This window comes from Microbulbifer sp. SE14, assembly GCF_059834885.1.
The window spans coordinates 1-26,163 of sequence record NZ_JCBAJA010000035.1 but is presented as its reverse complement, the minus strand read 5'-3'; the positions used below and the strand labels follow the sequence as shown (position 1 = coordinate 26,163).

22 protein-coding genes are annotated in these 26,163 nt (G+C 64.4%); 8 read left to right on the top strand and 14 right to left on the bottom strand.

Annotated features, from left to right (window positions below; genetic code table 11):
- Positions 1-12 precede the first annotated feature (12 nt).
- The 11 genes from AC6R19_RS19635 to AC6R19_RS19585 all read right to left on the bottom strand — a co-directional run bounded on the left by AC6R19_RS19635 (position 13) and on the right by AC6R19_RS19585 (position 12,650).
- Positions 13-1,746 (bottom strand): glycosyl hydrolase family 18 protein, encoded by a 1,734-nt coding sequence (locus AC6R19_RS19635; protein ID WP_500581558.1) that lies wholly within the window; start codon positions 1,744-1,746, stop codon positions 13-15.
- 633 nt (positions 1,747-2,379) lie between these two features.
- Entirely contained in the window at positions 2,380-3,111 is a 732-nt protein-coding gene (locus tag AC6R19_RS19630; RefSeq protein WP_500581557.1) for a sulfite exporter TauE/SafE family protein, read from the bottom strand.
- On the bottom strand, positions 3,111-3,281 hold the full coding sequence (gene ccoS, locus AC6R19_RS19625; protein WP_500581556.1) for a cbb3-type cytochrome oxidase assembly protein CcoS: 171 nt from the start codon (positions 3,279-3,281) through the stop codon (positions 3,111-3,113). The genes AC6R19_RS19630 and ccoS overlap by 1 nt, the downstream gene beginning before the upstream one ends.
- Before the next feature lie 35 nt (positions 3,282-3,316).
- Positions 3,317-5,773, bottom strand: a complete 2,457-nt coding sequence (locus AC6R19_RS19620; protein ID WP_500581554.1) for a heavy metal translocating P-type ATPase — start codon at positions 5,771-5,773, stop codon at positions 3,317-3,319.
- Entirely contained in the window at positions 5,770-6,315 is a 546-nt protein-coding gene (locus AC6R19_RS19615) for a FixH family protein (protein ID WP_500581553.1), read from the bottom strand. The genes AC6R19_RS19620 and AC6R19_RS19615 overlap by 4 nt, the downstream gene beginning before the upstream one ends.
- A gap of 200 nt (positions 6,316-6,515) precedes the next feature.
- Positions 6,516-7,934 (bottom strand): cytochrome c oxidase accessory protein CcoG, encoded by a 1,419-nt coding sequence (gene ccoG / locus AC6R19_RS19610; protein WP_500581552.1) that lies wholly within the window; start codon positions 7,932-7,934, stop codon positions 6,516-6,518.
- A gap of 155 nt (positions 7,935-8,089) precedes the next feature.
- Positions 8,090-8,998, bottom strand: a complete 909-nt coding sequence (gene ccoP / locus AC6R19_RS19605; protein ID WP_500581550.1) for a cytochrome-c oxidase, cbb3-type subunit III — start codon at positions 8,996-8,998, stop codon at positions 8,090-8,092.
- Positions 8,995-9,192, bottom strand: a complete 198-nt coding sequence (locus tag AC6R19_RS19600) for a cbb3-type cytochrome oxidase subunit 3 (RefSeq protein ID WP_500581549.1) — start codon at positions 9,190-9,192, stop codon at positions 8,995-8,997. The genes ccoP and AC6R19_RS19600 overlap by 4 nt, the downstream gene beginning before the upstream one ends.
- 10 nt (positions 9,193-9,202) lie before the next feature.
- A complete protein-coding gene (gene ccoO, locus AC6R19_RS19595; RefSeq protein ID WP_500581548.1) occupies positions 9,203-9,820 on the bottom strand; it encodes a cytochrome-c oxidase, cbb3-type subunit II in 618 nt (205 codons plus the stop codon).
- A 13-nt stretch (positions 9,821-9,833) separates the two neighbouring features.
- Positions 9,834-11,285: a cytochrome-c oxidase, cbb3-type subunit I gene (gene ccoN, locus AC6R19_RS19590; protein ID WP_500581547.1), complete on the bottom strand. Its 1,452-nt coding sequence runs from the start codon at positions 11,283-11,285 to the stop codon at positions 9,834-9,836.
- Positions 11,286-11,429: 144 nt separating this feature from the next.
- Positions 11,430-12,650: an argininosuccinate synthase gene (locus AC6R19_RS19585; RefSeq protein ID WP_500581546.1), complete on the bottom strand. Its 1,221-nt coding sequence runs from the start codon at positions 12,648-12,650 to the stop codon at positions 11,430-11,432.
- Positions 12,651-12,952: 302 nt separating this feature from the next.
- Between AC6R19_RS19585 and pyrC the strand changes: the two genes are divergently transcribed.
- The 8 genes from pyrC to AC6R19_RS19545 all read left to right on the top strand — a co-directional run bounded on the left by pyrC (position 12,953) and on the right by AC6R19_RS19545 (position 21,714).
- Entirely contained in the window at positions 12,953-13,990 is a 1,038-nt protein-coding gene (gene pyrC / locus AC6R19_RS19580; protein WP_500581544.1) for a dihydroorotase, read from the top strand.
- 190 nt (positions 13,991-14,180) lie between these two features.
- Positions 14,181-14,849 (top strand): ribonuclease T, encoded by a 669-nt coding sequence (gene rnt, locus AC6R19_RS19575; protein ID WP_500581543.1) that lies wholly within the window; start codon positions 14,181-14,183, stop codon positions 14,847-14,849.
- 73 nt (positions 14,850-14,922) lie between these two features.
- Positions 14,923-18,111 (top strand): DEAD/DEAH box helicase, encoded by a 3,189-nt coding sequence (locus tag AC6R19_RS19570; protein ID WP_500581542.1) that lies wholly within the window; start codon positions 14,923-14,925, stop codon positions 18,109-18,111.
- Between the two features lie 105 nt (positions 18,112-18,216).
- Complete coding sequence (locus AC6R19_RS19565) at positions 18,217-18,549, top strand: hypothetical protein (RefSeq protein ID WP_500581540.1); 333 nt, start codon at positions 18,217-18,219, stop codon at positions 18,547-18,549.
- A gap of 78 nt (positions 18,550-18,627) precedes the next feature.
- Positions 18,628-19,323, top strand: a complete 696-nt coding sequence (locus tag AC6R19_RS19560; RefSeq protein WP_500581539.1) for a hypothetical protein — start codon at positions 18,628-18,630, stop codon at positions 19,321-19,323.
- Positions 19,324-19,414: 91 nt separating this feature from the next.
- Positions 19,415-19,612: a hypothetical protein gene (locus tag AC6R19_RS19555; protein ID WP_500581538.1), complete on the top strand. Its 198-nt coding sequence runs from the start codon at positions 19,415-19,417 to the stop codon at positions 19,610-19,612.
- Positions 19,613-19,731: 119 nt separating this feature from the next.
- Positions 19,732-21,432 (top strand): C4-dicarboxylic acid transporter DauA, encoded by a 1,701-nt coding sequence (gene dauA / locus AC6R19_RS19550; protein ID WP_500581537.1) that lies wholly within the window; start codon positions 19,732-19,734, stop codon positions 21,430-21,432.
- Between the two features lie 87 nt (positions 21,433-21,519).
- Entirely contained in the window at positions 21,520-21,714 is a 195-nt protein-coding gene (locus AC6R19_RS19545; protein WP_500581536.1) for a PFL_1563 family small protein, read from the top strand.
- Between the two features lie 100 nt (positions 21,715-21,814).
- On the opposite strand, the gene secF is transcribed toward AC6R19_RS19545, so the two are convergent.
- The 3 genes from secF to tgt form a co-directional block, all read right to left on the bottom strand.
- The gene (gene secF, locus AC6R19_RS19540) at positions 21,815-22,816 is read right to left on the bottom strand and encodes a protein translocase subunit SecF (protein ID WP_500581535.1); all 1,002 of its coding nucleotides are present in this window, start codon (positions 22,814-22,816) and stop codon (positions 21,815-21,817) included.
- Between the two features lie 13 nt (positions 22,817-22,829).
- A complete protein-coding gene (gene secD / locus AC6R19_RS19535; RefSeq protein WP_500581534.1) occupies positions 22,830-24,698 on the bottom strand; it encodes a protein translocase subunit SecD in 1,869 nt (622 codons plus the stop codon).
- Positions 24,699-24,896: 198 nt separating this feature from the next.
- Positions 24,897-26,015, bottom strand: a complete 1,119-nt coding sequence (gene tgt, locus AC6R19_RS19530) for a tRNA guanosine(34) transglycosylase Tgt (RefSeq protein ID WP_500581586.1) — start codon at positions 26,013-26,015, stop codon at positions 24,897-24,899.
- Between the last annotated feature and the right edge of the window lie 148 nt (positions 26,016-26,163).

The window sequence follows — 26,163 nt, the reverse complement described above, 5'->3', positions numbered from 1 at the left end:
TCCCAACCAAATCTACTGATTACTGTGCATGGCTTCAATCAGTTCGCCATTCGCCGTGTCCCCGGACAGTTCCCAGAAGAAGGAACCGCCCAGTTTCTGGTCGGCGATGTACTGCATCTTGCCGGCGATGGTGGACGGGGTGTCGTAGCTCCACCAGTTGTTGCCGCAGTGGGCGTAGGCAGTGCCGGCGACGGTGCCGTTGGCCGGGCAGGTGTCTTTCAGCACCTTGTAGTCCTCGATGCCGGCCTCGTAGGTGCCCTGGGCTGCGCCGGTAGCCGAACCGCCGGGTGCCGACTGGGTGACACCGGTCCAGCCGCGGCCGTAGAAGCCGATACCCAGGCCCAGCTTGCTGGACGGGACGCCCTTGTTCTTCAGCGCCTGGATGGCGTTGTCGGAATAGAAGCCGGCGATCGGGATGCCCTGGTAGTCGTGCAGCGCCGAGTGCGGCGCCGTGGGACCGTCGGCGTCGAAGGCGCCGAAGAAGTCGTAGGTCATGACGTTGTAGAAGTCCACATACTGGGCCGCGCCGGCGTAGTCCGCCTGGTCCATCTTGCCGCCGGGATTGCCGTCCGCGGTGATGGCCGCGGTGACCAGCTTGTTGCCGAAGCGGTCGCGCATGGCTGACATCATGTTGGTGAAGGCGGAGAAGCCGCTGCTGTCACAACTGAGGCCGCAGGCGTTGGGGTACTCCCAGTCCAGATCGATGCCGTCGAAGACGTCTGCCCAGCGCGGGTCGTAGACCAGGTTGTAGCAGGAGTCGGCAAAGGCCTGGGGATTCTGCACCGCCTGCCCGAAGCCGCCGGACCAGGTCCAGCCGCCGAAGGACCAGAGCACCTTGATATGCGGGTACATCTGCTTCAGCTTGCGCAACTGGTTGAAGGAGCCGCGCAGGGCGCCGGTGTCCCAGGTATCGGCGACACCGTCGACACTCTCGGCAGCGCTGTAGAAGCGGTCGTAGTCCGCGTAGGAGTCGCCGATGGTGCACTGGCCGTTCTGCACATTGCCAAAGGCGTAGAAGATGTGGGTCAACTTCTCCGCGGAGCCGCTGGTGACGATGTTCTTCACGTGGTAGTTGCGCTGGTAGACGCCCCACTGCACGAAGTAGGCGCCCAGGCGCTCGCCGCCACTGGAAGAACCGCCGCCGGAGCTGGAACTGCTCGAGGAGGAGGAGCTGGAGGAACTGGAGCTGCCGCCGGACGAGCTGGAACTGGAGCCGCCGCCACTGCAGGCACCGATCAGTGTCCACTCCTCGTAGGGGTCGGAGTATTGCTCCGGATCATTACCCTGGGTCCACCAGTTGGCCTCGTATTCATTGCCGTTGTGCTGGACCCGGTCGCCGCCCACATAGACCTCGGATGCGGACCACACCGGCAGATTGCCGCAGTCGCCACTGCCGCCTGAAGAGGAGCCGCCGGAACTGCTGCTGGAGGAGCTGCTGGAAGAAGAGGAGGAACTGCTGGAACTCGACGAGGAAGAGGAACCGCCGTCACAGGCGCCCAGGTCCTCCCAGGCCTCCGGCCAGGCCCAGCCGGCGCTGCCGCCCGGCTCGTAGGCGCCACCCTGGCTGCACCAGCCGCCGACCTTGCAGCGGTAAGCCACATCGTAGTTCTGCACTATATCGCCCGTGCTGTAGGCGGAGCCGTCCACATAGACCGGGACGCCGCCGCAATCGTAGGCGTAGGCCTGTCCTGCCAGGAGGCCGAGCAGCGCAACCGCCGCCAGCCGTAAAGAGGTCATTATTTTCATGGTTGTCACCGTTATTTTTGGATTGAGTCCGAAAAGGCCAACGGCGAGACAAGACGCAGATACCCCCGCGAGACAGAACGCCGCGACCCCACAACTGCTGCACTTCTTCGATACCGCCCCAGCGAGCCGTGTCGATACGAAAGTACAAATTGTTGCGCTGGCGGCCCTCCGGCCGCTGCGGCGACTCCCCTCTGCCTGCAAAGGGACTACACGGCACCGTACGATGCTTGCGCAGACAGCGCTGTCATCAGAACATCAAGTTTGGGAAGTTGGCGGCGCCTGCCGATGGCACAAGCCGGTGCGGGGTGCGCCTTTCTGGGACTGTCGGCGAGAGGGACCTCGCCGCCAAGCCTACGGGGATGTATTCACGGGGGGCCGCTTAGCCCGTGTCCAAGAAAGGCGCACCCCGCGTACCGGCTCCCCGATCAGAACTCCGAAACCCGAGCATAAATGATAACGCTGTCATTTGTACGCAACAGAAGATAACCCCAATTAAGTTTTGACACCAGACGATGTGCGCCAATAAATGCCGGGATTCACACAGAAAATGAAAAAAATTTGCGCCCTTTTTGGGTGAGGTAGGGAAGCTGGCGCAAAATTGACTCTACAGAGAGAAATGGCGCCACTAATCGATCAGTGGTGATGGTGGTGGCCGTGCCTATTGGTTTCGGCTGCGGGCAGATTGCCGTGGCCGCCGTGGCTGCCATGATTCCCATGTCCCAGAGCCCCCCAGAGTGTCCAGAGCCCGAACAGCAGTATCGCGCCGGCGAACAGCAAGCGCACCGCCGGCTTCTGCACCAGGCCCCGCACCCGTACCGCTGCAGCACCGGTGGCAAACATGGCCGGCACAGTGCCGAGGCCGAAGGCCAGCATCGCCAGCCCCGCGCGCAGGCCGCTGCCCTGGGCCAGGGCAAAGGTAAGCGCGCTGTACACCAGTCCGCAGGGCAACCAGCCCCAGAGTGAGCCCAGCGCCAGCGCCTGGGGTGCGGAACGCACCGGTAAAAAACGTGCCGACAGCGGCTGCAGATATTTCCACAGATGGGCACCGCCCTTCTCCAGCCATACCAGGCCGCGCCAGATACCGGCAATATAGAGCGCCATGGCCACCAGCATCAGGCCGGCGGCCAGGCGCAGGGGTGTCAGTGCCGGTAGCGCCGCCGCGCCCAGGGCACCGGCCAAGGCGCCCATCAGGGTGTAGCTGCCGAGACGGCCGGCGGAATAGCAGGCCAGCTGCCCCCAGGCGGGCTGCCGCCCCGGCACCGCCATGCCCAGGGCGCCGGCGATACCGCCGCACATGCCGATACAGTGGCTGCTGCCGAGAAAGCCGATGGCCAGCGCCGCGGCCAGGAACCCCCAGTCCCCCACTAGTCTTCCCCCTTCTCTTTCGGAGGGCTCGCGTCGTCGTCGAACAGTATGCGGCGCCCCTCGGTTTCCAGGTCGTCGTACTGGCCGCTGTTCACCGCCCAGAAGAACAGCTTCACCGCGATGCCGATAAAAAGAATGGCGATGGGGATCAGGAAATAGAGGCTGTCCAAGGCTAACTCCGACTATCGGTGCGGCGCACCCTACCCTACGCGGGGGATGTGACGGTAGGGTGCGCCGTGCGCACCATTACAGAGGTTCGGGAGAGACGCAATGCGTTCAGGACCACCAGCAGCGAACTGATCGACATGCCGATCGCCGCCGCCCAGGGCGGCACCAGTCCACACACCGCCAGCGGCAGCGCCAGCGCATTGTAACCCAGGGCCCAGGCCAGGTTCTGGTGCACTATGCGCCGGCTCTTGCGCGCCAGGTCTATGGCGGCCGGCAGCACGGTGAGGTCGCCGTTCAGCAGAATCGCGTCGGCTCGGGACTGGGCCAGGTCCGCCGCAGACATCATCGCCACCGAGGCGTCGGCGCCGGACAGCACCGGCACGTCGTTGAGGCCGTCGCCCACCATCAGCACCCTGTCGCCATTCCGCTGCAGCTGCTGCAGGTGCGCCAGCTTGTCCTCCGGCGAGGCGCCCGCGCGAAAAGTGCGGATGCCGGCGGCATCGGCGAGGCGCGCCACCTCGGCGGACTGGTCGCCACTCAGCAGCTCGGCCTGCAGACCGCCCTCTTCCAGCCGCTCCACCGCCGGCTTTGCCGAGGCGCGCAGACTGTCTCCCAGGGCTATCCAGGCGATGGGCCCGGCGGCATCGGCCAGCAGCAGCCACTGGCCTTCGGCGGAGGGGATTTCCGGCACCGCTTGCCCGGTCAACTGCACGGCGAAATCCGCGCGCCCCAGGCGCAGGCGCTCGCCGCCGACCCTGCCCTCCAGGCCGCGCCCGGCGTGCACCCGCAATTCACTGGCCCGCAAATTGCCACGCCAGGCACGGAAGGCCCTGGCCAGGGGGTGGTTGCTCTGGGATTCCAGCGCCGCGGCAGTGTCCTTTACCCGCTGTTCGCTCCAGCCGTCGCGCAGTATCCGAACCTCCAATATGCGCGGCTCGCCGCGGGTCAGGGTGCCCGTCTTGTCGAACACCACACGGCCGATACCCGGCAGTGTCTCCAGCAGATTGCCGCCGGCCACCAGCAGGCCCATCTGCTGCAGGCGCAACGTCGCCGCCGCCAGGGCCGCCGGGGTCGCCAGCGACAGGGCGCAGGGACAGGTCACCACCAGTACCGACAGCGCCACCCAGAAGGCGCGGGAGGGATCGAGCTGCCACCAGACGGCGAAGGCACCCAGGGCCGCGAGCAGCACCAGGCCGACGAACCAGCCGGCGACCCTGTCCGCCAATGCCACCTGCTGCGGCTTCTCCAACTGCGCCCGCTCCACCAGGCGCTCGATCGCGGACAGCCTTGTTGCCTGGCCGGCGGCAGTCACCCGCACCAGCAGCGAGGAGTCGCCGTTGACGCTGCCGGCATAGACGGGGCTGCCAATATTCTTGCGCTGCAGGGCCGACTCGCCGCTGAGCAGGGACTCATCCACGCCGCTCTCGCCCTCGATCACCTCGCCGTCGGCGGGAATGGTGTCGCCGGGTCGCAGCAGTATGGTGTCCCCTTCCGCCAGCGCCGCCACCGGAACGCTTCGCTCTTCATCGCCCTCGACCCTTGTCGCGGTCAGCGGCAGCAGCTGTGCCAGGCCGCCGCTGGCGAGACCGGCACGGTGCCTCGCGCGCATCTCCACGGTGCGGCCGAGCAGCAGGAAGAAGGTGAACATGGAGATGGATTCGAAATACACCTCGCCGGTGTCGAAGACGGTGGCATAGAGGCTGGCGCCGTAGGCGAGCCCTATGGCCAGTGACACGGGCACGTCCATGCTGAGGCTGCGGCCGCGCAGGCTGCGCCAGGCGGCGGTGAAGAAGGGGCGTGCGGCGTAGAAGACCACCGGTGTCGCCACCAGCAGGGAGACCCAGCGCAGGTAGCGCTCCAGCTCCGACTCTATGCCACTGCTGGCGCCGAAGTAGAGGGCGATGGCGAACATCATCACCTGCATGGTGCCCAGGCCGGCGACACCGAGGCGGCGCAGGGCGGCGCGCTGTTCGCGCTGGATCATGCCCTCGCTGTTGGCCGCGGTGGCCGGCGCCGGGCGGTAGCCGATGCGGGCCAGTTCGGCGAACAGGCGGCTGGGCTGTACGGTATCGGGGTCGAAGCAGACCTGCGCGCGCTGGGTGCCGGCGTTGACCGAGACCTTCTGCACGCCGTCGATCCGGCCCAGGTGTTTTTCGATCAGCCACACGCAGGCGGCGCAACTGATACCGCCGATCAGCAGGCCGGCGAGTTTGAGCTCGTCTTTCCCCTCATCCAATTGGTGCACATACTGCCGCTGCACTTCCGCCAGGTCGTAGGCGGCCCACCGGTCCGGCTGCTGTGGCGCCTCCTCGGGTCGCTCACTGCGGCTGTCCCGGTAGCGGTAAAAGTTGTCCAGGCCGCCGGCGACAATGGCCCCGGCCACCGCCTCGCAGCCGGGGCAGCACATGGGGCGCTCGGCGCCGTCGATCCGCACCGAGAGGTTGCTGCCGGCAGGTACCGGCAGGCCGCAGTGGAAGCAGGCGGTGGAACTCATTGAATGGCGGGGTTCAGGGGCGCGGCGTCGCCGAGGTCGAAATTGATTTCGCCCTTCAGGCGCCACTCGGCCTTCTGGTGCTGTTGCGGGTTCAGCTCCGGCATCAGGCGCAGGTACCAGCGGTGTCGCAGTTCTCCGGGGACAGTGCCCGCGTAGCGGCCGGTGGACAGCTGTTCGAGCAGGATATGGCGGTCCAGGTCCGCCTCCACCGGATGGCTCAGGGTCAGCAGCAGCCGCGGCGGGTACTCGAGGTCGCCGTTCAGCTCGAGGATCAGGCTATTGTTCAGGCGTTCAGGGCTGCTGTCCGCGCGCTCAAACTGCACCATGGCCGCCAGCCCCAGCGCCTTCGCCCGCTGGTCCTGGTCGGCGGTGAAGTGGTACATGCGGCTGTCTTTGTAGTAGGTGTCGCTGACGGTATCGTCGGCGTGGCGCACGGCGATGGAAACCATCACGGCGGAGGCCGCCACCACCAGGATCAGCGGCGACAACACCAGCCAGACCCAGAATTCGCGGTACCAGGGTTTAGAAGTTTGTTCGTTCATCGTGTTCATCAAAAAGTAACTACTCGCACGCTTTGCCAGATAAGAGGGGCTCGGGCGGCCCTGCTGCGGGTGGCCATTTGGGAAAAAGCCTCATCGGCAAACATTTCCCAAATGGCCACCGGCATCAGGGCCTTCGCATCAGGCTGTGGCATTCTTTCCCGAATCCGAATCACGAATCCCCAGACCCCAGTCCCGAAAGACTACTGTTTCGGCCCGATAAACACCGTTTGGTGCCTGTCCATCAGCTCCGGCTTATCCACCGCCTGCACGACGATAAGAATATCGTGCTTGGTGGCTTTCAACTGCTCCTTGGGCACGCTCACGCGAATGGGCACAGCGTATATCTCGCCCGCCTCCAGGTAGATTTCCCTCGGCCTGCGCAGAGAGTAGTCGTAGCCGGCCACGCCCTCGACGCTGATGGAAAACTCGTGCGGCGCCTGGTCCATATTGTTGATCTTGACCGTGTACACATTCTGGATATCCCCGCGGTACTCCCGGTACAGGCGCGCGCCGCGGTCGCGCAGCACCTCCGCCTCTATCGGGCTGCGGGTGATGACCTGCTTCGCGAAGAGGCCGATCATCGCCACCAGTACGAAGGCGTAGCCGAACAGGCGCGGGCGCAGGAAGTTGGTCCTGCCGGTCTCCAGCTCGTCCTCGGAGGTGTAGCGGATCAGGCCGCGGGGATAGTCCATCTTGTCCATCACGCTGTTGCAGGCGTCCACGCAGAGGCCACAGTTGATGCACTCGTACTGCATGCCGTCGCGGATGTCGATATCTACCGGGCACACCTGCACGCACCAGTAGCAGTCGATGCAGTCGCCCAGGCCTTCGGCGCGGTAGTCGATGCCCTTCTTGCGCGGCCCGCGGGTCTCGCCTCGTTTGGCGTCGTAGTGCACCGCCAGGGTGTCCTGGTCGTACATCACCGACTGGAAGCGCGCGTAGGGGCACATGTACTTGCACACCTGTTCGCGCATGAAGCCGGCATTGAAATAGGTGGCGAAGGTGAAGAAGCCGACCCAGAAGACGCCCTGGGGATGGGCGTCGAAGCTGGCCAGGTCCAGGACCAGGTCGCGGATGCCGTAGAAATAACCGACGAAGGCCAGCGCCGTGGCCAGGGAGATCAGCAGCCAGATGGCGTGGGTGCCGCCCTTGCGCAGCACCTTGTTCGCGCTCCAGGGCGCCGCGTCCAGCTTCATGCGCTGGTTGCGGTCCCCCTCGCAGATCCGCTCGGCCCAGATGAACATCATGGTCCAGACGGTCTGCGGACAGGTGTAACCGCACCAGACCCGCCCCAGCCAGGTGGTGACCGCAAAGAGGGCGAAGGCGGCGATGATCAGCAGCCAGGCGAGCAGGAAGCCGTCCTGGGGACCGAAGGTGGTCCAGAAGACGTGGAACTGGCGCGCCGGCAGGTCGAAGTGGACCGCCTGGCGACCCTCGATATTGAACCAGGGAATAAAGAAGAAGAGCGCCAGCAGCGGCAGGCCAGTGTACTTGCGGATACGGGTGGAGAAGCCGCGGATGTGACGGATATAGACCTTGTCTTCCGACTCGTAGAGCATGCGATAGCGCACTTGGCCGTCGCCGTCCTGCTCCTCAATGGAGGGAATTCTGTCGTTCACAAAAACCTCACAGTGCCCGTGCCAAAAATAGCGAAAGGGCAGATCTCATTGCGTATGAGGCTTTTATTTTTCTTCCCTGCCCGCCGGACTCCTTCAATTGGCACGGCGGGCCATCGCCGGCCCGCCGCCACCGACCACTGGTCACTGACCACCGATCACTGTTCTACTTCGTCCTGTCGGGACAGGCTGTAGACGTAGCCCGCCACCAGGCGGATCTTGTCTTCGCGCAGCTTGTCCTTCTGCGCCGGCATCTGGTTCTTGCGGCCGCCGCGGATGGTGTGCTGTATCTGCTCGCGGCTGCTGCCGTAGAGCCAGATATTGTCGGTCAGGTTGGGGGCGCCCAGGGCCTGGTTGCCCTTGCCGTCCATACCGTGGCAGGCCATGCACACGGTGCCGAAGATCTTCTGCCCCTCGGCGGCCATCGCGGCGTCGTGCTCCAGGCCGTTCAGGGACAGCACATACTCGGCGGCGTTCTTCACGCCTTGTTCGCCGATCACCGGTCCCTGGGCCGGCATCTGCCCCTGGCGGCCGTTGTGGATGGTCTCGAGGATCTTCTCCGGCGTACCGCCGTACAGCCAGGCGCTGTCGGTCAGGTTGGGGAAGCCGTAGTTGCCGCCGCCGTCGGCGCCGTGGCAGACCGCACAGTTATTGGCAAAGATGCGCGCGCCCATCTTCAGCGCCTCGCGGTTTTCGGCGATCTGCTCTATGGGCATGTCCACATACTGACCGAAGGTCTCGTCGAATCTTTCCTGCGCCTTGGCTTCGCTTTTCTCAAGAGCACCCACGGAGGTCCAGCCACCAATGCCCTTGAAGTTGCCCAGGCCCGGGTAGATCACCAGGTAGGCGGCGGTGAATACCAGCGTGGCCACGAACAGCATGAACCACCACTTGGGCAGCGGGTTGTCGTATTCCTCGATGCCGTCGTAGACGTGGCCGGTGGTCCGGTTCTCCGGATCCGCCTGGTCATCCATCGCCACCTTGCGGTTGGCGAACAGTATCCAGGTGACCAGTGCCAGGTTGGTGAGGGTGAGCACAATTACCCAAACACTCCAAAATGTACTCATTTTTTGTCCTGCCCCTTCTCTTGTTTCTTATCCCCGTCTTCGGCCGACTTTCGAGACAGCTCTTCGTCCTCGAACGGCAGCTTGGCATCCTCCTCGAAGCGCTTTTTGCGCCTGGGGGAAAATGCCCACCAGCAAACGCCCAGGAACGCCAGGGCTCCCAGGACGACGGCAATTTGTCGCAATATGTCAATCATGCAAGCCCCACTAACGCTTCTGCTGCACCACGGTGCCCAGCTGCTGCAGGTAGGCCACCAGTGCATCGATCTCCTTCACGCGGCCGCCGACGAAGGGCTTGGACGCGTTGGCGATGTCCTCGTCGGTGTAGGGAACGCCCACCGCGCGCAGGGCCTCCATCTTGCGGGCCGTGTACTCGCCGGTGACCGTGTTGTCGAACAGCCATGGATAGGCGGGCATGATGGACTCCGGCACCACACTGCGCGGATTGTAGAGGTGCGCCCGCTGCCACTCGTCGGAGTAGCGGCCGCCGACGCGGGCCAGGTCCGGGCCGGTGCGCTTGGAGCCCCACAGGAAGGGGTGGTCGTAAACAGATTCCTGAGCCATGGAGTAGTGGCCGTAGCGCTCCACTTCGGCACGCAGCGGCCGGATCATCTGGGTGTGACAGACGTGGCAGCCCTCGCGGATATAAATATCACGCCCCTCCAGCTCGACCGGGCCCAGCGGCTTGAGGCCGGCGATGGGCTCGTTGTTGGCCTTGGTGAAGAACTGCGGGACGATTTCCACCAGGGCGCCGAAGCTGATGGCGATACAGGTGAAAACGATCAGGATGCCGACGTTTTTTTCTACTATGTCATGGTTTTTCACTATCTGACCTCCCTTATGCCGCTACCGGCTGCACTCTGTTGTCTTCGCGGGCAGCGTTCTCTGAGTCGGTCACCGTGCGGAAGACGTTGTACGCCATCAGCAGCATGCCCAGCAGGAACAGGGAGCCGCCGATCCAGCGCACTACGTAGCCCGGGTGGCTGGCAATCACGCTCTCGACAAAGCTGTAGGTCAGGGTGCCGTCGGCGTTGAAGGCGCGCCACATCAGGCCCTGGGTAATGCCGTTCACCCACATGGCGGCGATGTACAGCACCGTGCCGACGGTCGCCAGCCAGAAGTGCGCATTGACCAGCTTCACACTGTACATCTCCTTGCGGTTCCACAGCACCGGCACCAGGTGGTAGAGAGCGCCGATGGAAATCATCGCCACCCAGCCCAGGGCACCGGAGTGCACATGGCCCACGGTCCAGTCGGTATTGTGGGACAGGGCGTTGACCGTCTTGATGGACATCATCGGCCCCTCGAAGGTGGACATGCCGTAGAAGGACAGGGATACCACCAGGAAGCGCAGGGTGGGGTCGGTACGCAGTTTGTGCCAGGCGCCGGACAGGGTCATGATGCCGTTGATCATGCCGCCCCATGAGGGTGCCAGCAGGATGACCGACATCACCATTGCCAGGCTCTGGGTCCAGTCCGGCAGCGCCGAGTAGTGCAGGTGGTGACCGCCGGCCCAGACGTAAATGGAGATCAGCGCCCAGAAATGCACGATGGACAACTGGTAGGAATAGATCGGGCGCCCGGCCTGCTTGGGCACGAAGTAGTACATGATGCCGAGGAAGGCGGCAGTCAGGAAGAAGCCCACCGCGTTGTGGCCGTACCACCACTGGATCATCGCGTCCTTGGTGCCGGAGAAAATGGAGTAGGACTTGAACGGATAGACCGGGATTTCCAGGTTGTTGACGATATGCAGCGCGGCGATGGTGATGATATAGGCACCGAAAAACCAGTTTGCCACATAGATGTGGGAGGTTCTGCGCTTGGCGATGGTGCCGAAGAACACCAGTGCATAGGCGATCCAGATCAGCGCGATCAGGATATCGATCGGCCACTCCAGTTCGGCGTATTCCTTGGTGGAGGTGAAGCCCATCGGCAGGGTGATGGCGGCGGAGATGATCACCACCTGCCAGCCCCAGAAGGTGAAGGGTATCAGCCAGCCGCCCCACAGGCGCGTCTGGCAAGTGCGCTGCACCACGTAGTAGGAAGTGGCAAAGAGTACGCTGCCGCCGAAGGCGAAGATCACCGCGTTGGTGTGCAGCGGGCGCAGGCGGCCGAAGTGGGAAAAGGGCTGCCAGAAGTCGTTCAGCTCCGGCCAGGCCAGTTGGGCGGCAATCAGCACCCCCATACCCATGCCAAAAATACCCCAGACCACGGACATGATGGTGAACTGGCGCACGATCTTGTAGTCATAGTCCGGCACTGTGCCGGTCTTTGCCACCGTTGTCGTCATTGCGTTACTTCCGTTGCTTTTTTAAAAATCATTTTCAATAGACGAGCAGAGCCGGGATCGGAATTCCGGCTCTATGCCTTCACGATAGCCGGCGCCTCATATGCGGCGAAGATTTAAACGCATCATTCGCCGGCGCCGACTGATCTATATCAATTTTCTGCCTTTGCCCGCCGCGATGCGCAGGCGCAGCGCGTTCAGCTTGATAAAGCCCTCGGCATCCTTCTGGTCGTAGGCACCGGCATCCTCCTCGAAGGTGGCGATGCGCTCGTCGAACAGGCTGTCAGCGGATCGGCGGCCCACGGCGCTGACACTGCCCTTGTACAGTTTCAGGCGCACCTCGCCGTTGACCACCTGCTGGGACTCGTCGATGGCCGCCTGCAGCATCTCCCGCTCCGGGGACCACCAGTAGCCGTTGTAGATCAGCTTGGCGTAGCGCGGCATCAGCTCGTCCTTGAAGTGCGCCACCTCCCGGTCCAGGGTGATGGACTCTATGGCCCGGTGCGCCTTCAGCAGGATGGTGCCGCCGGGGGTCTCGTAGCAGCCGCGGGACTTCATGCCCACGTAGCGGTTCTCGACGATATCCAGGCGGCCGATGCCGTTGGCACCGCCCAGCTTGTTCAGCTTCTCCAGCAGGGTCGCGGGGCTCATGCGCTCGCCGTCGATAGCCACCGGGTCGCCCTTCTCGAAAGTCAGGGTGATATAGGTGGGCTGGTCCGGGGCCGCCTCCGGGCTGACGCTCCAGCGCCACATATCCTCCTCGGCCTCCGCCCAGGGATCCTCCAGGATGCCACCCTCGTAGGAGATGTGCAGCAGGTTGGCGTCCATCGAGTAGGGGGATTTCTTCTTGCCGGAGGAGAAGTCCACCGGGATCTTGTGCTGCTCACAGTACTGCATCAGCTTCTCGCGGGAGGTCAGGTCCCACTCGCGCCAGGGGGCGATCACCCGGATGCCCGGCTTCAGCGCGTAGGCGCCGAGCTCGAAGCGCACCTGGTCGTTGCCCTTGCCGGTGGCGCCGTGGGAGATGGCGTCGGCGCCGGTCTCGTTGGCGATCTCAATCAGGCGCTTGGCGATCAGGGGACGGGCGATGGAGGTGCCCAGCAGGTACTCGCCCTCGTAGAGGGTGTTGGCGCGGAACATCGGGAAGACGAAGTCGCGTACATACTCCTCGCGCAGGTCGTCGATATAGATTTCCTTGACGCCCAGGGCCTCAGCCTTGGCGCGCGCCGGTTCCACTTCTTCGCCCTGGCCGATATCGGCGGTGAAGGTCACCACCTCGCAGCCGTAGGTCTCCTGCAACCAGCGTACGATAACCGAGGTATCCAGACCGCCGGAATATGCCAGTACCACCTTGTTGATGTTGCTCATTGCTATGCTCGCTACCCTTACTTGCCGGGAGTGTGACGCCACCACGGAAACACCGCAGCACAGGCGCTGCGGCGCACGGAAATAGTGTCGATCTGGGGGGATTATTCTTGGAGGTGTGCCCAGGATTGGTACTCTCGGTACCTTTTTCGGGGCGCGATTGTAGCGCCTCGGGGCGCGAACGACTAGCGGCAAGGGGCTATCGCCACCACTGTCTATTTTATAAACAACAGGTGCATCGCAATTTGGCCGGGCTTCCGGTAGCATGCGCGCCACCACCAACCACCAGCCACTGACCACTACCTATGACGGAGCAGATCACCCTTCGCGCCCCCGACGACTGGCATATCCACCTGCGCGACGGCGCCGCCCTGGAGCGCACCGTTGCCGATGCGGCGAGACAGTTCCGCCGCGCCATAGTGATGCCCAACCTGGTGCCGCCGGTGGTGGACGCCGAGGAGGCCGTCTCCTACCAGCTGCGCATCCGCGAGCAGATCCCCGAGGGCGCCCCCTTCGAGCCACTGATGGTGATCTACCTCACCGACAGGACAGACGCCGAAGTGGTCCGGCTGGCCCACAAGGCCGGCGTCATCGCCGCCAAGCTCTACCCCGCCGGTGCCACCACCAACTCGGATTCCGGCGTCACCGATATCGCCAATATCTACCCGGCGCTGGAGGCCATGCAGGCCTGCGGCATGAAGCTGCTGCTGCACGGCGAGGTGACCCACTCGGATATCGATATCTTCGACCGCGAACAGGTGTTTATCGAGAAAACCCTGTCGCGCCTGGTGGAGGACTTCCCGCACCTCAAGATCGTGCTGGAGCACATCACCACCGCCCACGCGGCGGAATTCGTACAGAATGCCCGCGACGGCGTCGGCGCCACCATCACCGCGCACCACCTGCTGTACAACCGCAACCACATGCTGGCAGGCGGCATTCGCCCGCACTACTACTGCCTGCCGATCCTGAAGCGCGGCTATCACCAGTCCGCCCTGATCGAGGCGGCCACCAGCGGCAGCCCCAAGTTCTTCCTCGGCACCGACTCGGCGCCGCATTCCCAGGGCAAGAAAGAGACCGCCTGCGGCTGCGCCGGCTGCTACACCGCCTTCGCCGCCATGGAACTCTACGCCGAGGCCTTCGACCGCGCCGGCAAGCTGGACAAGCTCGAGGGCTTCGCCAGCGAATTCGGCCCGGACTTCTACGGCCTGCCGCGCAACGAGGGCAGTATCACCCTGGTGAAGCAGCCCTGGGCGCTGCCGGAGAGCCTGGATATGGGCGGTGAACCGCTGATTCCGCTGGCCGCCGGGGAGACACTGAGCTGGCGATTGGTGCAGGAATAACGATGTAGGAGCCTGCTTGCGGGCAGGCTCCTACAACCCTGGCCCGGGAAGAACACAAGACTCGATGCGAAGGCCCTGCTGCCGGGGGCCGCTTGTGAAACATTTGCCGATGAGGCTGTTGAACAAGCGGCCACCGGCAGCAGGGCCGCCTAGAAGCCTATTTAGAACTAGCACCATTTAAGGACCCCAAGTGACCCCCGCGGAAGAACCCACAGGACCGAAAAGCCTCCTCGCCCAGCGATTTCGCGGCTTCCTGCCCGTGGTGGTGGACCTGGAGAGCGGCGGCTTCAACGCGCGCACCGACGCCCTGCTGGAAATCTCCGCAGTCATCCTGGACATGGACGAGAAAGGCGCACTCTTTCCCCAGGAGACCCACAGCTTCCACCTGGAACCCTTCGAAGGCGCCAACGTCGAGCAGTCAGCGCTGGACTTTATCGGCATAGACCTGGAATCCCCCGAGCGCGACGCCTGGCCGGAGGAAATCGCCCTGCCGGAAATGTTCCGCAAGATCCGCACCGCGGTGAAGAAGCACAGCTGCACCCGCGCCATAGTGGTGGCCCACAACGCCCACTTCGACCTCGGCTTCATCAACGCCGCCGTGGAGCGCTGCGGCATCAAGCGCAACCCCTTCCACCCCTTCTCCTGCTTCGACACCGCCACCCTCGCCGGCCTCGCCTACGGGCAGACGGTGCTGGCCAGGGCCTGCCAGGTGGCCGGAATCGAATTCGACAACAGCAGCGCCCACTCCGCCGAGTACGACGCGCAGAAGACCGCGGAGCTCTTCTGCGGCATCGTCAACAAATGGAAGCAACTGGGCGGCTGGCCGCTGGAACAGCGGGAACTGGAAACCGAAGACTAGGGACCGGCCCCCTCGACACAGCCTGCGGCACTGGCATAGGATTTCGCCTTTTCGCCAGCAGGGATTAGATTCCATGTCGTTACCCGAGATTACCCGCGGCGCCATACTCGCCGCCTGCGGCGCCGGCGCCTTCCAGCGCGGACAGCAGTACGCCGGGGATCAACGGGTAATCCATATCCAGATAGACGCCGAAGACGGCACCGTCTACAGCGCGGTCGAAGGCTCGGAAGCGGAGCCCTACGAGCAGGAGATCCACCTGACGCCGGGGCAGCGGCAGGCGCGCATCAGCGGCTACTGCGACTGCCCGGTGGGCTTCAACTGCAAGCATGTGGCCGCCGCACTGCTCACCGCCATGCAGCAGATGGAAAGCGGCCATATTTCCAGCGGCAATTTCGCCCTGTCCAACTGGCAGCGGCGCCTCAACGCCATCAGCCGCGTCACCACCCTGCTGCCGGAGCATCGCGACCAAAAAGTCGTCTACCTGTTCGACCGCGCCCCCGACGGCGGGCTTCAGGTCGCCATGCGCCGGGTGCGGCGCCGGAAGAGTGGCGGCTGGGGCAAGATAATATCCATCCCCGGCAATCCCTGGACGGGCAACCACGAACACCTGTCCCCCCAAGACATCACCATCGCGGAACTGCTCTCGGGTTGCGGCAACGTGGACTGGGAGTTCGCTCCCGACGACCGCCTCGGCGCCCTGGCACTGGCGGAAATAGTCGCCACAGGCCGCGCCTTCCTCGCCTCCGGCGATCTCCCCGTCACCGCCGGCGGCGAGCGCCACCTGACCTTCACCTGGGACGACAGCAACGGGCAGACACAACTGAGGGCGCTGCTCGAGGACTGCTCCGGCGACTGGCTGGCCGCCGCCACCGAGCCGCCCCACTACCTGGACCTGGCAACCGGCCTCTGCGGCCCGATCGACACAGCGCTTTCCGGCAGACAGCTACTGCTGCTGATGCAGATGCCCCCGGTACCGGAGCACTCGCGGCTGGAGACGGCCCAACTGCTGGCGGAGAAACTGCCCGCCAACAGCCTGCCGCTGCCGGTGGAACAACCCGTCAGCGCCGCCGGCGAGCCGGTACCGCTGCTGCACCTGGCGCGCCGGGACCCGCAGGGCTACCTCTACGCCGGCCTGTATTTCCTCTACGGGGAACACCGGGTGCCGGCCTTCCCCTCCCGCGCCACACAGCTGGTTGAGACGGCGGAGGGCCCACTGCTGCTGACACGCAATGGGGATTTCGAGAGCGACGCCGTGGACGAACTGGAGGGGCGCGGCTTCACCGGCTACCGCCTGTCCGCGGAGGATCCCGGCGATATTGGCTTCCTGCTGCCCGACGACGAGATACTCCCCTCGCCGCTGCGCTGGCAGGAATTCCTCGAGCGGGATGCGGACGCCCTGCGCGCGCAGGGCTGGCAGGTGGAAACGGACCCCAGTTTCCGGCTCGACATCACCCGCGCCGAAGGCCTGTCCGGCGAGTTGGGGGAAGACAGCCTCGGCATCCGGGTCAATTTCGGCGACCAGTACCTGGACCTGTTGCCACTGCTGGTGCGCGCGCTGGAGTACGGCGGGGAACTGCCCGAGAGCGGGCTGATGGTGGAGATGGGGCCGGACCAGTGGCTCAACATCCCCCGCACCTGGATAGAGCCGGTGCTGAATACCCTGATCGAGCTGCACGAAGAGCCGGTGCTCGACGGCGAGGGCCGCCTCGCGCTGCACCGCCACAACCTGGCCCCCATCGCCCAGTTGGAAGAGGAGCTGGGCGAAAGCGCCTTCGCCTGGTCCGGCGGCGAGGAGCGCCGCGCCCTGGCGCGGCAACTGAAAAACCTCAAGGGCATAGAGGAGGTAGCACCGCCCGCGGGCCTCAATGCCAAACTGCGCGACTACCAAAAAGAGGGACTCAACTGGCTCGCCTTCCTGCACCGCTTCCGCTTCGGCGGCATACTCGCCGACGATATGGGCCTGGGCAAAACCCTGCAGACCCTGGCCTTCATCCTGCACCTGAAGGAAAAGGGGGAGCTGAAGAAAGGGGCGCTGATCGTCGCCCCCACCAGCCTGCTGGGCAACTGGCTGCACGAGGCCGGGAAGTTTGCCCCCGGACTCAAGGCAATGGTCAGCCACGGCATGGACCGAAAACCGAAGCTGCGCAAACTCTCCGACTACGACCTGGTGATCACCAGCTACGCCCTGGCACAGCGGGACGCGGACCTGCTCGCCCCCCACCCCTTCAGCCTGCTGGTGCTGGACGAGGCCCAGGCCATCAAGAACCCGCGCGCCAAGGTCTCCCGTGCCCTGCGCGGCTACAAGGCGGCCCAGCGCCTGTGCCTCACCGGCACGCCGCTGGAAAACCACCTGGGGGAATTCTGGGCCCAGTTCGACTTCCTGATGCCGGGGCTGCTCGGCAACGACAAAACCTTCAACCGCCTCTACCGCAAACCCATCGAAAGGCAGGCGGACCAATCCCGCCAGCAGCAACTGCGCAACCGCACCGCGCCCTTTATGCTGCGGCGCACCAAGGAACAGGTGGCAGGCGAACTGCCGCCGAAAACCGAAATCGTGCAGACGGTGACCTTGGGCGACAAGCAGCAGAAGCTCTACCAGACGGTGCGCGCCAGCATGGAAAAGGAGGTACGCAGGCTGCTGCAGGACAAGGGCCTGGCCAGGAGCCACATCCAGGTGCTGGACGCGCTGCTCAAGCTGCGCCAGATCTGCTGCGACCCGAGCCTGGTGAAGCTGCCCAGCGCCGCCAAGGTGAAGGAGTCCGCCAAGCTCGAAGCCCTACTGGAAATGCTCGAGGAGATGCTGGCGGAGGGCCGCAGGATACTGCTGTTCTCCCAGTTCACCAGCATGCTGTCGCTGATCGAGGGCGAACTGGATAAACGCAGCATCGCCTACAGCAAGCTCACCGGACGCACCCGCAAGCGCCAGGATGCCATAGACGCCTTCCAGTCCGGCCAGGTACCGCTGTTCCTGATCAGCCTCAAGGCCGGCGGCTTCGGCCTCAACCTGACCGCGGCGGACACGGTGATCCACTACGATCCCTGGTGGAACCCGGCGGCGGAAAACCAGGCCACCGACCGCGCCCACCGCATCGGCCAGCAGAAACCGGTGTTCGTCTACAAGCTGATCGCCGAGGGCACCATCGAGGAACGCATCCAGGAACTGCAGAAGCACAAGCAGTCCCTGGCCGACGCCCTGCTCGCCGGCGAGGGGGCGGCGCTGTCCCAACTTTCGGGGGAAGAGATACTGCAACTCTTCCAGTAACGCGGAGCTCACCCCAACCTACACTCTGTCCGGTTGAGCCAACGGCGCGTACGGCGCACTCTACCCGAGCCGTAGGGTGCGCCGTGCGCACCGTCCCCGAGTCCCGTGTCCAAGGACGGCCGGGTCTCCATGCTGTGGCTGAACGGCGTCGACCACGCCTGGTCCGGCGGCGCCGGTGCCAGCGGCAGCTATATCAGCAGCGCCAGCATCAACTACGCCTACCTGGGGCAATTCTTCCTCGACAACAACAAGCGCGTCGACCGCAACCAGGGCCCGGTATTGAGCGATGTGGAGATCAGCACCAACGGCGACCGCATCCTGGTCAGCGGCACCGCCGTCGATGCGGAAGGCAGTGTGGCCGATGTGGAGGCGACTTTTTCCGCAGTCTCAACTTCCAGCATCAACGGAGGTGTGGACGGCAATGGTTTTTTTCCCTGACCAGTGGCGCCCTGGCGGATGATCTCTACTTGGTCACCGTGGTCGCCACCGACAACGAAGGCGCCGAGAGCGAGCCCTGTGCGTCTGGGGCCGGAACCGCCGCCGACGGCGCCGGAACTGAGCGATATTTCCGCCGCAGCCAGCGGCCAGTGCGTCACCGTCAGCGGCACAGGCGTGGATGAAAACCAGGATCTGGATTCGGTGGAAGTGGCATTCGGCAACGGTACCGTGACCGCCGCTGTCACCGGCACCGACTTCGCCGCCGAGCAGTGCAACCTGCCGGGTGGCGACGGCAGCGCCCAGGTCACCGCCACCGACCTGGCCGGCCTCAGCGACACCGCCAGCGTCTCCTTCACCGTCGACGCCGGCGTGACCGCGACCCTCGACTCCCATATCGCCGCCGGCCGCCTCGACTACACCGCCTATTCAAACTGCTACCTGGAATACGGCTCGGCTCCCTTCCGCCTGGATGAACATTCAGTCTCCGGCGATCAGTGCCAGTGGCGCGATGACGACGCCAGCTGTGTCGGCCCGCAGGTGGCCTGTTCCGGCGGTGGCAGCAGTGGGGGCAGTAGCAGCGGCGGCAGTTGCAGCGAGCAGTCCACCTACAACTACTACCACAAGACCGCCGGCCGCGCCTACAGCACCGGCAACCCGATGGCCCCGGACTACTTCGCCAACGGCAGCGACGATGCCATGCCCGGCTCCACCTGGGGCTGGAACACCCTGCACAGCGGCGACGGCAGCAGCTGGCAGCTGGGCACCTGCCCTTAAGCAATGACGTTTTGTGGCCACGGGGAATCGCGACCACTTCACACTAGAATCTGCCGGGAGTACAGAATTTCCTTTCGCGAGGAGGTGAGTCATGAATTCCCCCAAAGGCGGCCTGCGCCTGTCCAGCGTACTCTTCGGCCTGATGTCCCTCGGCCAGCTGTGGCGGCTGGTCGCACAGCCGGAGGTGATAGTGGCCGGAAGCCCGGTTCCCACCTGGCCGAGCGGCCTGGCGTTCCTGGTGCTGCTGGCGCTGTGTATCTGGCTGTGGCGACTGTCCAACAGGGCCTGACCCTCTCCACTGCTCCCCCTTCCGCTCCCGCTGACCAAAGCCCTATAATCGTTCACTGGTCAAGACCCGACTTTTTGTCGGGTCTTTCCGTTTGAGCAACAAACCTCCCGGAGCCCTCCTTGTTCGCCTCCGCCTTGCGCCAGTCCCGCGCCGACGGCAGCCTGTTTGCCAGCCTGCCGCGCAACATCATCGCCGGTATCACCGTGGGCATAGTGGCCCTGCCCCTGTCCATGGGACTCGCCATTGCCAGCGGCGTGCCGCCGCAGCACGGCCTCTACACCGCAATCGTCGGCGGCATTGTGGTGGCTCTGCTGGGCGGTTCGCGGGTGAATATCTCCGGCCCCACCGCCGCCTTCGTGGTGGTGCTGTTGCCGGTGGTGCAGCAGTTCGGCCTCGGCGGTCTGCTGTTGGCGGGGTTGATGGCGGGGCTGATTACGGTGGCCTTCGGGCTGCTCAGGTTCGGCCGCCTGATCCAGGTGATGCCCTACCCGGTGATCGTCGGCTTCACCTCCGGCATCGGCACGGTCATCGCCTTCCTACAACTGAAGGACTTCCTCGGCCTGCAACCCGAACCCGGCGCCAGCCATTTTCTCGAGCAGCTGGGCAGGCTGGCGACGGCGCTGCCGACCCTGCGCTGGCAGGAACCGTTCATAGGTGTCCTTACCCTCGGCACACTGGTTCTGTGGAAGAAGGTCCCCGGGCGCATTCCCGCCTACCTGGCGGCGCTGATGGCGGGCACCATCACCGGGGTGATCTTCAACCACAGCGGCGCCCTACCGGACGTGGACACCATCGCCTCGCGTTTCCACTTCGACCTGAACGGTGTTGAAGGCAACGGTATCCCACCCATTGCCCCGCATTTCCTGCTGCCCTGGCAGCTGCCGGGGCCGGATGGCCGGTCCATAGGCCTCAGTTGGGAGCTGCTGCGCGCCCTGCTGGGCCCGGCGTTTTCCATCGCATTGTTAGGTGCACTGGAATCCTTGCTGTGCGCCGTGGTGGCGGACAGCATGAGCGGTCACCAGCACGATCCGGACAGCGAGCTGGTGGGCCAGGGTATGGGCAATATCGCCGTGGCCTTTTTCGGCGGCATCCCAGTCACCGCGGCCATAGCGCGCTCCGCCACCAACGTGCGCTCCGGCGCTAGCACGCCGGTGGCCGCGATAGTGCACGGCCTGTTCGTGCTGCTGGCCATGCTGCTGCTGGCGCCCTGGCTGTCGCTGGTGCCCATGGCGGCCATGGCCGCGGTGCTGATGATGGTGGCCTGGAATATGAGCGAGGCGCGCCACGCGGTGCACATAGTGCGCCGGGCGCCGCGCGCGGACGCGGCCGTGTTGCTCACCTGCTTCGCACTGACGGTGATCATCGATATGCAGGTGGCGGTGGCCGGGGGCCTGGCGCTGGCCTCGGTGCTGTTCATCCGCCGGGTGACCGAACTCACCCGGATCAAGACGGTTGAGCCCGGGGAAGAAACGGAATACCAGCAGCAGAAAGGGGTTGTGCTCTACGACCTGGACGGCCCGATGTTTTTCGGCGCGGCCCACAAGGCGCTGAAAACCGTCACCGCAGTGGACCGGGATGTGCACACAGTGGTACTGGACCTGAAGGACGTGGGCCTGATGGATGCGACGGCCATGAGCAACCTGGAGGACATCGCCAATCACCTGGCGCGGCGCCAGACGATGCTCTACCTGATCCACGTGCGCCCGGAACTGGTCAACAAGATGCGCCGCTACGGCCTGCTGGGGAAAAGCAGCCCGATACGTTTCGCGCGGGACTATGAAACAGTGCTCGAGAACCTGCAGCCGACGCCCGTTAAGTGAAGATTGAGTGAATCACAGCCACTCGGGTGATTTTTTGCTCAGAGTCGTGTAGAATGGCCGATTCACGCACGAAACCGGAAATTTATTGTGGCCAAGAAAGCTTCCACTGCTTCCAAACGCAAGCAGCCCACCGCCGTCGAAACCCGCGAGAGCATCGAGGAACAGGTGCAGGCCTTTCTCGCCAAAGGCGGTGAAATCCAGCAGGTGCCCAAGGGAGTGAGCGGACAGACCAACACTTCCGGACCCAAGCATATCACCCTGGGCAAAAAGCCCCGCGCCTGATTACTATTCCCCTATTCCAAATGTAGGAGCGGCCAATGGCCGCTCCTACATGAACGGTAGGATGCGCCGCGCGCACCACCGTTCCCGGTCCCGAAAAAGCCTAGGGCATCTCCTCCAGCTCCGCCCCTTCCTTCACCGGCGGCATCAGGTCTTCCTTGTTGATCTTCATCAACATCAGCACATTTGCGGCCACGTACACGGACGAATAGGTACCCACCACTACGCCGACGATCAGCGCCAGGGAGAAGTTGTGGATCAGCTCACCACCGAAGAACTGCAGCGCCCAGAGTACCAGCAAGGTCGTGAATGAGGTCATGAAGGTCCGGCCCAGGGTCTGGCTGATGGAGATATTGATGATCTCCTCGGAATCCGCCTTGCGCACCTTGCGGAAATTCTCGCGGATGCGGTCCGCCACCACGATGGTGTCGTTCAGCGAGTAGCCGATCACCGCCAGCACCGCCGCCAGCACCGTAAGGTCGAAATCCAGTCTCAGCAGGGCGAAGAAGCCCAGTACGATGATCACGTCGTGGGCCAGGGCCGTCACCGCGCCGACGGAGAACTTGTACTGGAACCGCAGCGCCACATAGGCCATCACCACCACCAGCGCGAACAGCATGCCCAGGCCGCCGTCGTCGCGCAGCTCCTCGCCGATCTGCGGGCCGACCATCTCCACCCGGCGCAACTCCACGTCGCCAGCGCTGTTCTGGCGCAATACCTGCACCACCTTGTCGCCAATGGACTGGGAGGCCTTCTCGTCGCGGGCACTGACCTGGGTCTGCTCCTCGGCCACTTCCGGCGGCAGCTTGATCAGGATTTCGCTGTCGGAACCGAAACGCACCACAGAGGCGCCCTTGTAGCCAGCCGCGTCCAGTTGGCTGCGTACATCCTCGATGCGCGGCGCCTGCTCGTAGCCCACCTCGATCTGGGTGCCGCCGGTAAAGTCCAGGCCGAACTGCAGGCCGTTCATCACCAGCGCGGCGATGGCGGCGATCACCATGGCGATGGAAACTGCCGCCGCCAGTTTGCGCCAGCGCATGAAGTCGATCACGCGCTTGCCCATGTATTCGGTGATCTTTCCGTCTTCTACTTTGGTCTCGCTCATTGTCGTCAGCCCCTTAAATCCAAAGCTTTTGCACACGGCGACCGCCGTAGAACAGGTTAACCAGCGCGCGCGTGCCCATGATGGCGCTGAACATGGAGGTCAGGATGCCGATGGACAGGGTCACCGCGAAGCCCTGTACCGGGCCGGAGCCGATCGCGTACAGGATCACCGCTACTATAAGTGTGGTGATGTTGGCATCGACGATGGTGCTGTAGGCGTTGTCGAAGCCGGCGGTGATCGCCGACTGGGGCGGCATGCCATTCCTGAGCTCCTCCCGTATTCGCGAGAAGATCAGCACATTGGCATCCACCGCCATACCCACAGTCAATACGATACCGGCAATACCGGGCAGCGTCAGGGTAGCGCCAAGAATCGACATCACCGCCACCAGCAGCACCATGTTCATCGCCAGGGCGATATTGGCGGCCAGGCCGAACACCCGGTAGGAAATCAGCATAAAGAAGATCACCGCCAGCAGGCCAATCTGCACCGAGGTCACGCCCACCTCGATATTATCTGCACCCAGGGACGGGCCTATCACCCGCTCCTCGACGAAGTACATGGGCGCAGCCAGGGCGCCGGCGCGCAGCAGCAGCGCCAGCTCCTGGGCCTCCGCCGGGCTGTCCAGGCCGGTGATGCGGAACTGGCGGCCCAGGGCGCTCTGGACCGTGGCCAGGCTGATGATCTTCTTGTCGTCGGTGCGCACCTGTACCGTTGTTTCGTTACCCTGCTCGTCCACCTTGGTTTCCGGCACGAAGCGGCTCTCGATAAACAGGGTGCCCATGCGGCGGCCGACGTTTTTCCAGGTGGCGCGGTGCATCAGTTCGCCGCCGCGGGAATCCAGGGTGATGTTCACCTGCGGGAAGCCGCTCTCATCGTAGCCGACGCGGGCGTCAGTGACGCGGTCGCCCTTGATGATGACCTTCCGCTCCAGCCAGGCGCCGCCGTACATCTGGCGCTGCTGCTCGCTGCGGTACTCGAAGTATTCCTTGTTGGTCACCAGGGTGTCCGGGCGCGCCTCCATACGGTATTCCAGGTTGGCGGTCTTGCCGATGATGCGCTTGGCCTCGGCAGTGTCCTGCACGCCCGGCAGCTCCACCACGATGCGGTTGCGGCCCTGGCGCTGCACGATCGGCTCGGCCACGCCCAGTTCGTTGACGCGGTTGCGCAGGGTGGTGAGGTTCTGGGTTACCGCATAGTCCTCCAGCTGCTTGATCTCCTGTTCGGACAGGGTCGCGCGCACCTCGAGGTTGTCGCCGCTGCCACCCTCGGTCAGCTGCAGCTGCGGGAATTCCTTGCGCATGGTGGAGACGGCCAGGTCGCGCAGTTCTTCGCTGCGGAAGCGGGCGACGATTTCGCGATCGTCCACCAGGTCAACGCTGCGGTAGCGGGCCTTGGCCGCGCGCAGCTTGGCCTTCACGTCCTGCGCATAGCCTTCCATATTGGTCTTGACGATGGTGTTGGTGTCCACTTCCATCAGGAAGTGCACGCCACCGGCCAGGTCCAGGCCCAGCTTCATCGGGCTGGCGCCCATGTTGGCAAGCCACTCCGGGGTGGTGGAGGCCAGGTTAAGGGCCACCACATAGTCGCTGTGCCCCAGGGCCTCCTGGATGGCGCGCTTGGCCGGCAGTTGCTCCTCGATGGACTTGAGGCGCAGCAGCACCGCCTTGTCCCCCACTTCGCCGCCGAAGTACTCGATGCCCGCCTCGTCCAGGGCCTTTTCCGCCTTGTCGAGCACACCCGGCCCCACCTGCATGGCGCTGGACTGGCCGGAAATCTGCACGGCGGGGTCCGGTGCGTAGAGGTTGGGCGCGGCGTACAAAAAGCCGAGGGCCGCAACCGCGAGAATCAGGAGGTACTTCCAGAAGGGGTAGCGATTCATGCTGCTCTCATTGTTGTAGGGCGGCCGTCATGGCCGGTAAATCTTGGCAATGTCGGGGGATATGCGGGCGCCAACGGCGGATTGCAAGGCGCGGAAGCCCCGAATGGGGGCCGATTATACGGGGATAGGGTTGGGGTACAAATCGAGCTACTGACTGTTTGGGGCGAACCGGTGGTTCGCCCGGACAGGTCGCAGGCGCTACACCGCCAGCAACGGCACCTCGCGCCCCAGGCGGCGGTAGAACTCCGCCACGAAGGTCTCCAGCTCGCCGGCGGCGATGGCATCCCGCAGCCCCTGCATCAGCCGCTGGTAGTGGCGCAGGTTGTGGATGGTGTTCAGCTGGGCTCCGAGTATCTCGCCGCAGCGGTCCAGGTGGTGCAGGTAGGCGCGGGAGAAGTTCTCGCAGGTGTAGCAGTCACAGCCCGCTTCCAGCGGCCCGGTATCGTGGCGGTGTTTGGCGTTGCGGATCTTGACCACGCCCTCGGCGGTGAACAGGTGGCCGTTGCGCGCGTTGCGGGTGGGCATGACGCAGTCGAACATATCCACACCGCGGCGCACCGCCTCGACGATATCCTCCGGCTTGCCCACCCCCATCAGGTAGCGCGGCCTGTCCGCCGGCATCTTGTGGGCCAGGTGATCCAGCACCACGATCATCTCCTCCTTCGGCTCGCCGACCGACAGGCCGCCGATGGCATAGCCGTCGAAACCTATTTCGGTCAGGCCGCGCAGGGAGATATCGCGCAGTTCCGGGTACATGCCCCCCTGCACTATGCCGAACAGCGCCGATGGGCTGTCGCCGTGGGCCTTTTTGGAGCGCTCCGCCCAGCGAAGGGACAGCTCCATCGACTTGCGCGCCTCGTCCGGTGTAGCCGGATAGGGGGTACACTCGTCGAAGATCATCACGATATCCGAGCCCAGCGACCGCTGCACGCGCATCGACTCCTCGGGATCCATGAATACCGGGCTGCCGTCCACCGGGGACTTGAAGGAGACGCCCTCCTCGGTGATCTTGCGCATTTTCCCCAGGCTGAATACCTGGAAGCCGCCGGAATCGGTCAGGATAGGACCGGACCACTGCATGAAATCGTGCAGGTCGCCGTGCTCCTCCACCACCTGGGTGCCCGGGCGCAGCATCAGGTGGAAGGTGTTGCCGAGAATGATCTGCGCCCCTGTGGCCTCGATATCCCGCGGCAGCATGCCCTTGACGGTGCCGTAGGTGCCCACCGGCATAAACGCCGGCGTCTCCACGACACCGCGGGGGAAGCGCAGGCGCCCGCGGCGGGCCCTGCCGTCGGTGGTGTCCAATTCAAACTGCATAAAGCACTGGCGGCTCAACGGAAACTCCTGGATTTATTCGGGACTCGGGACTCGGGACTCGGGACTCGGGACTCGGGACTCGGGACTCGGGACTCGGGACTCGGGACTCGGGACTCGGGACTCGGGACTCGGGACTCGGGACTCGGGA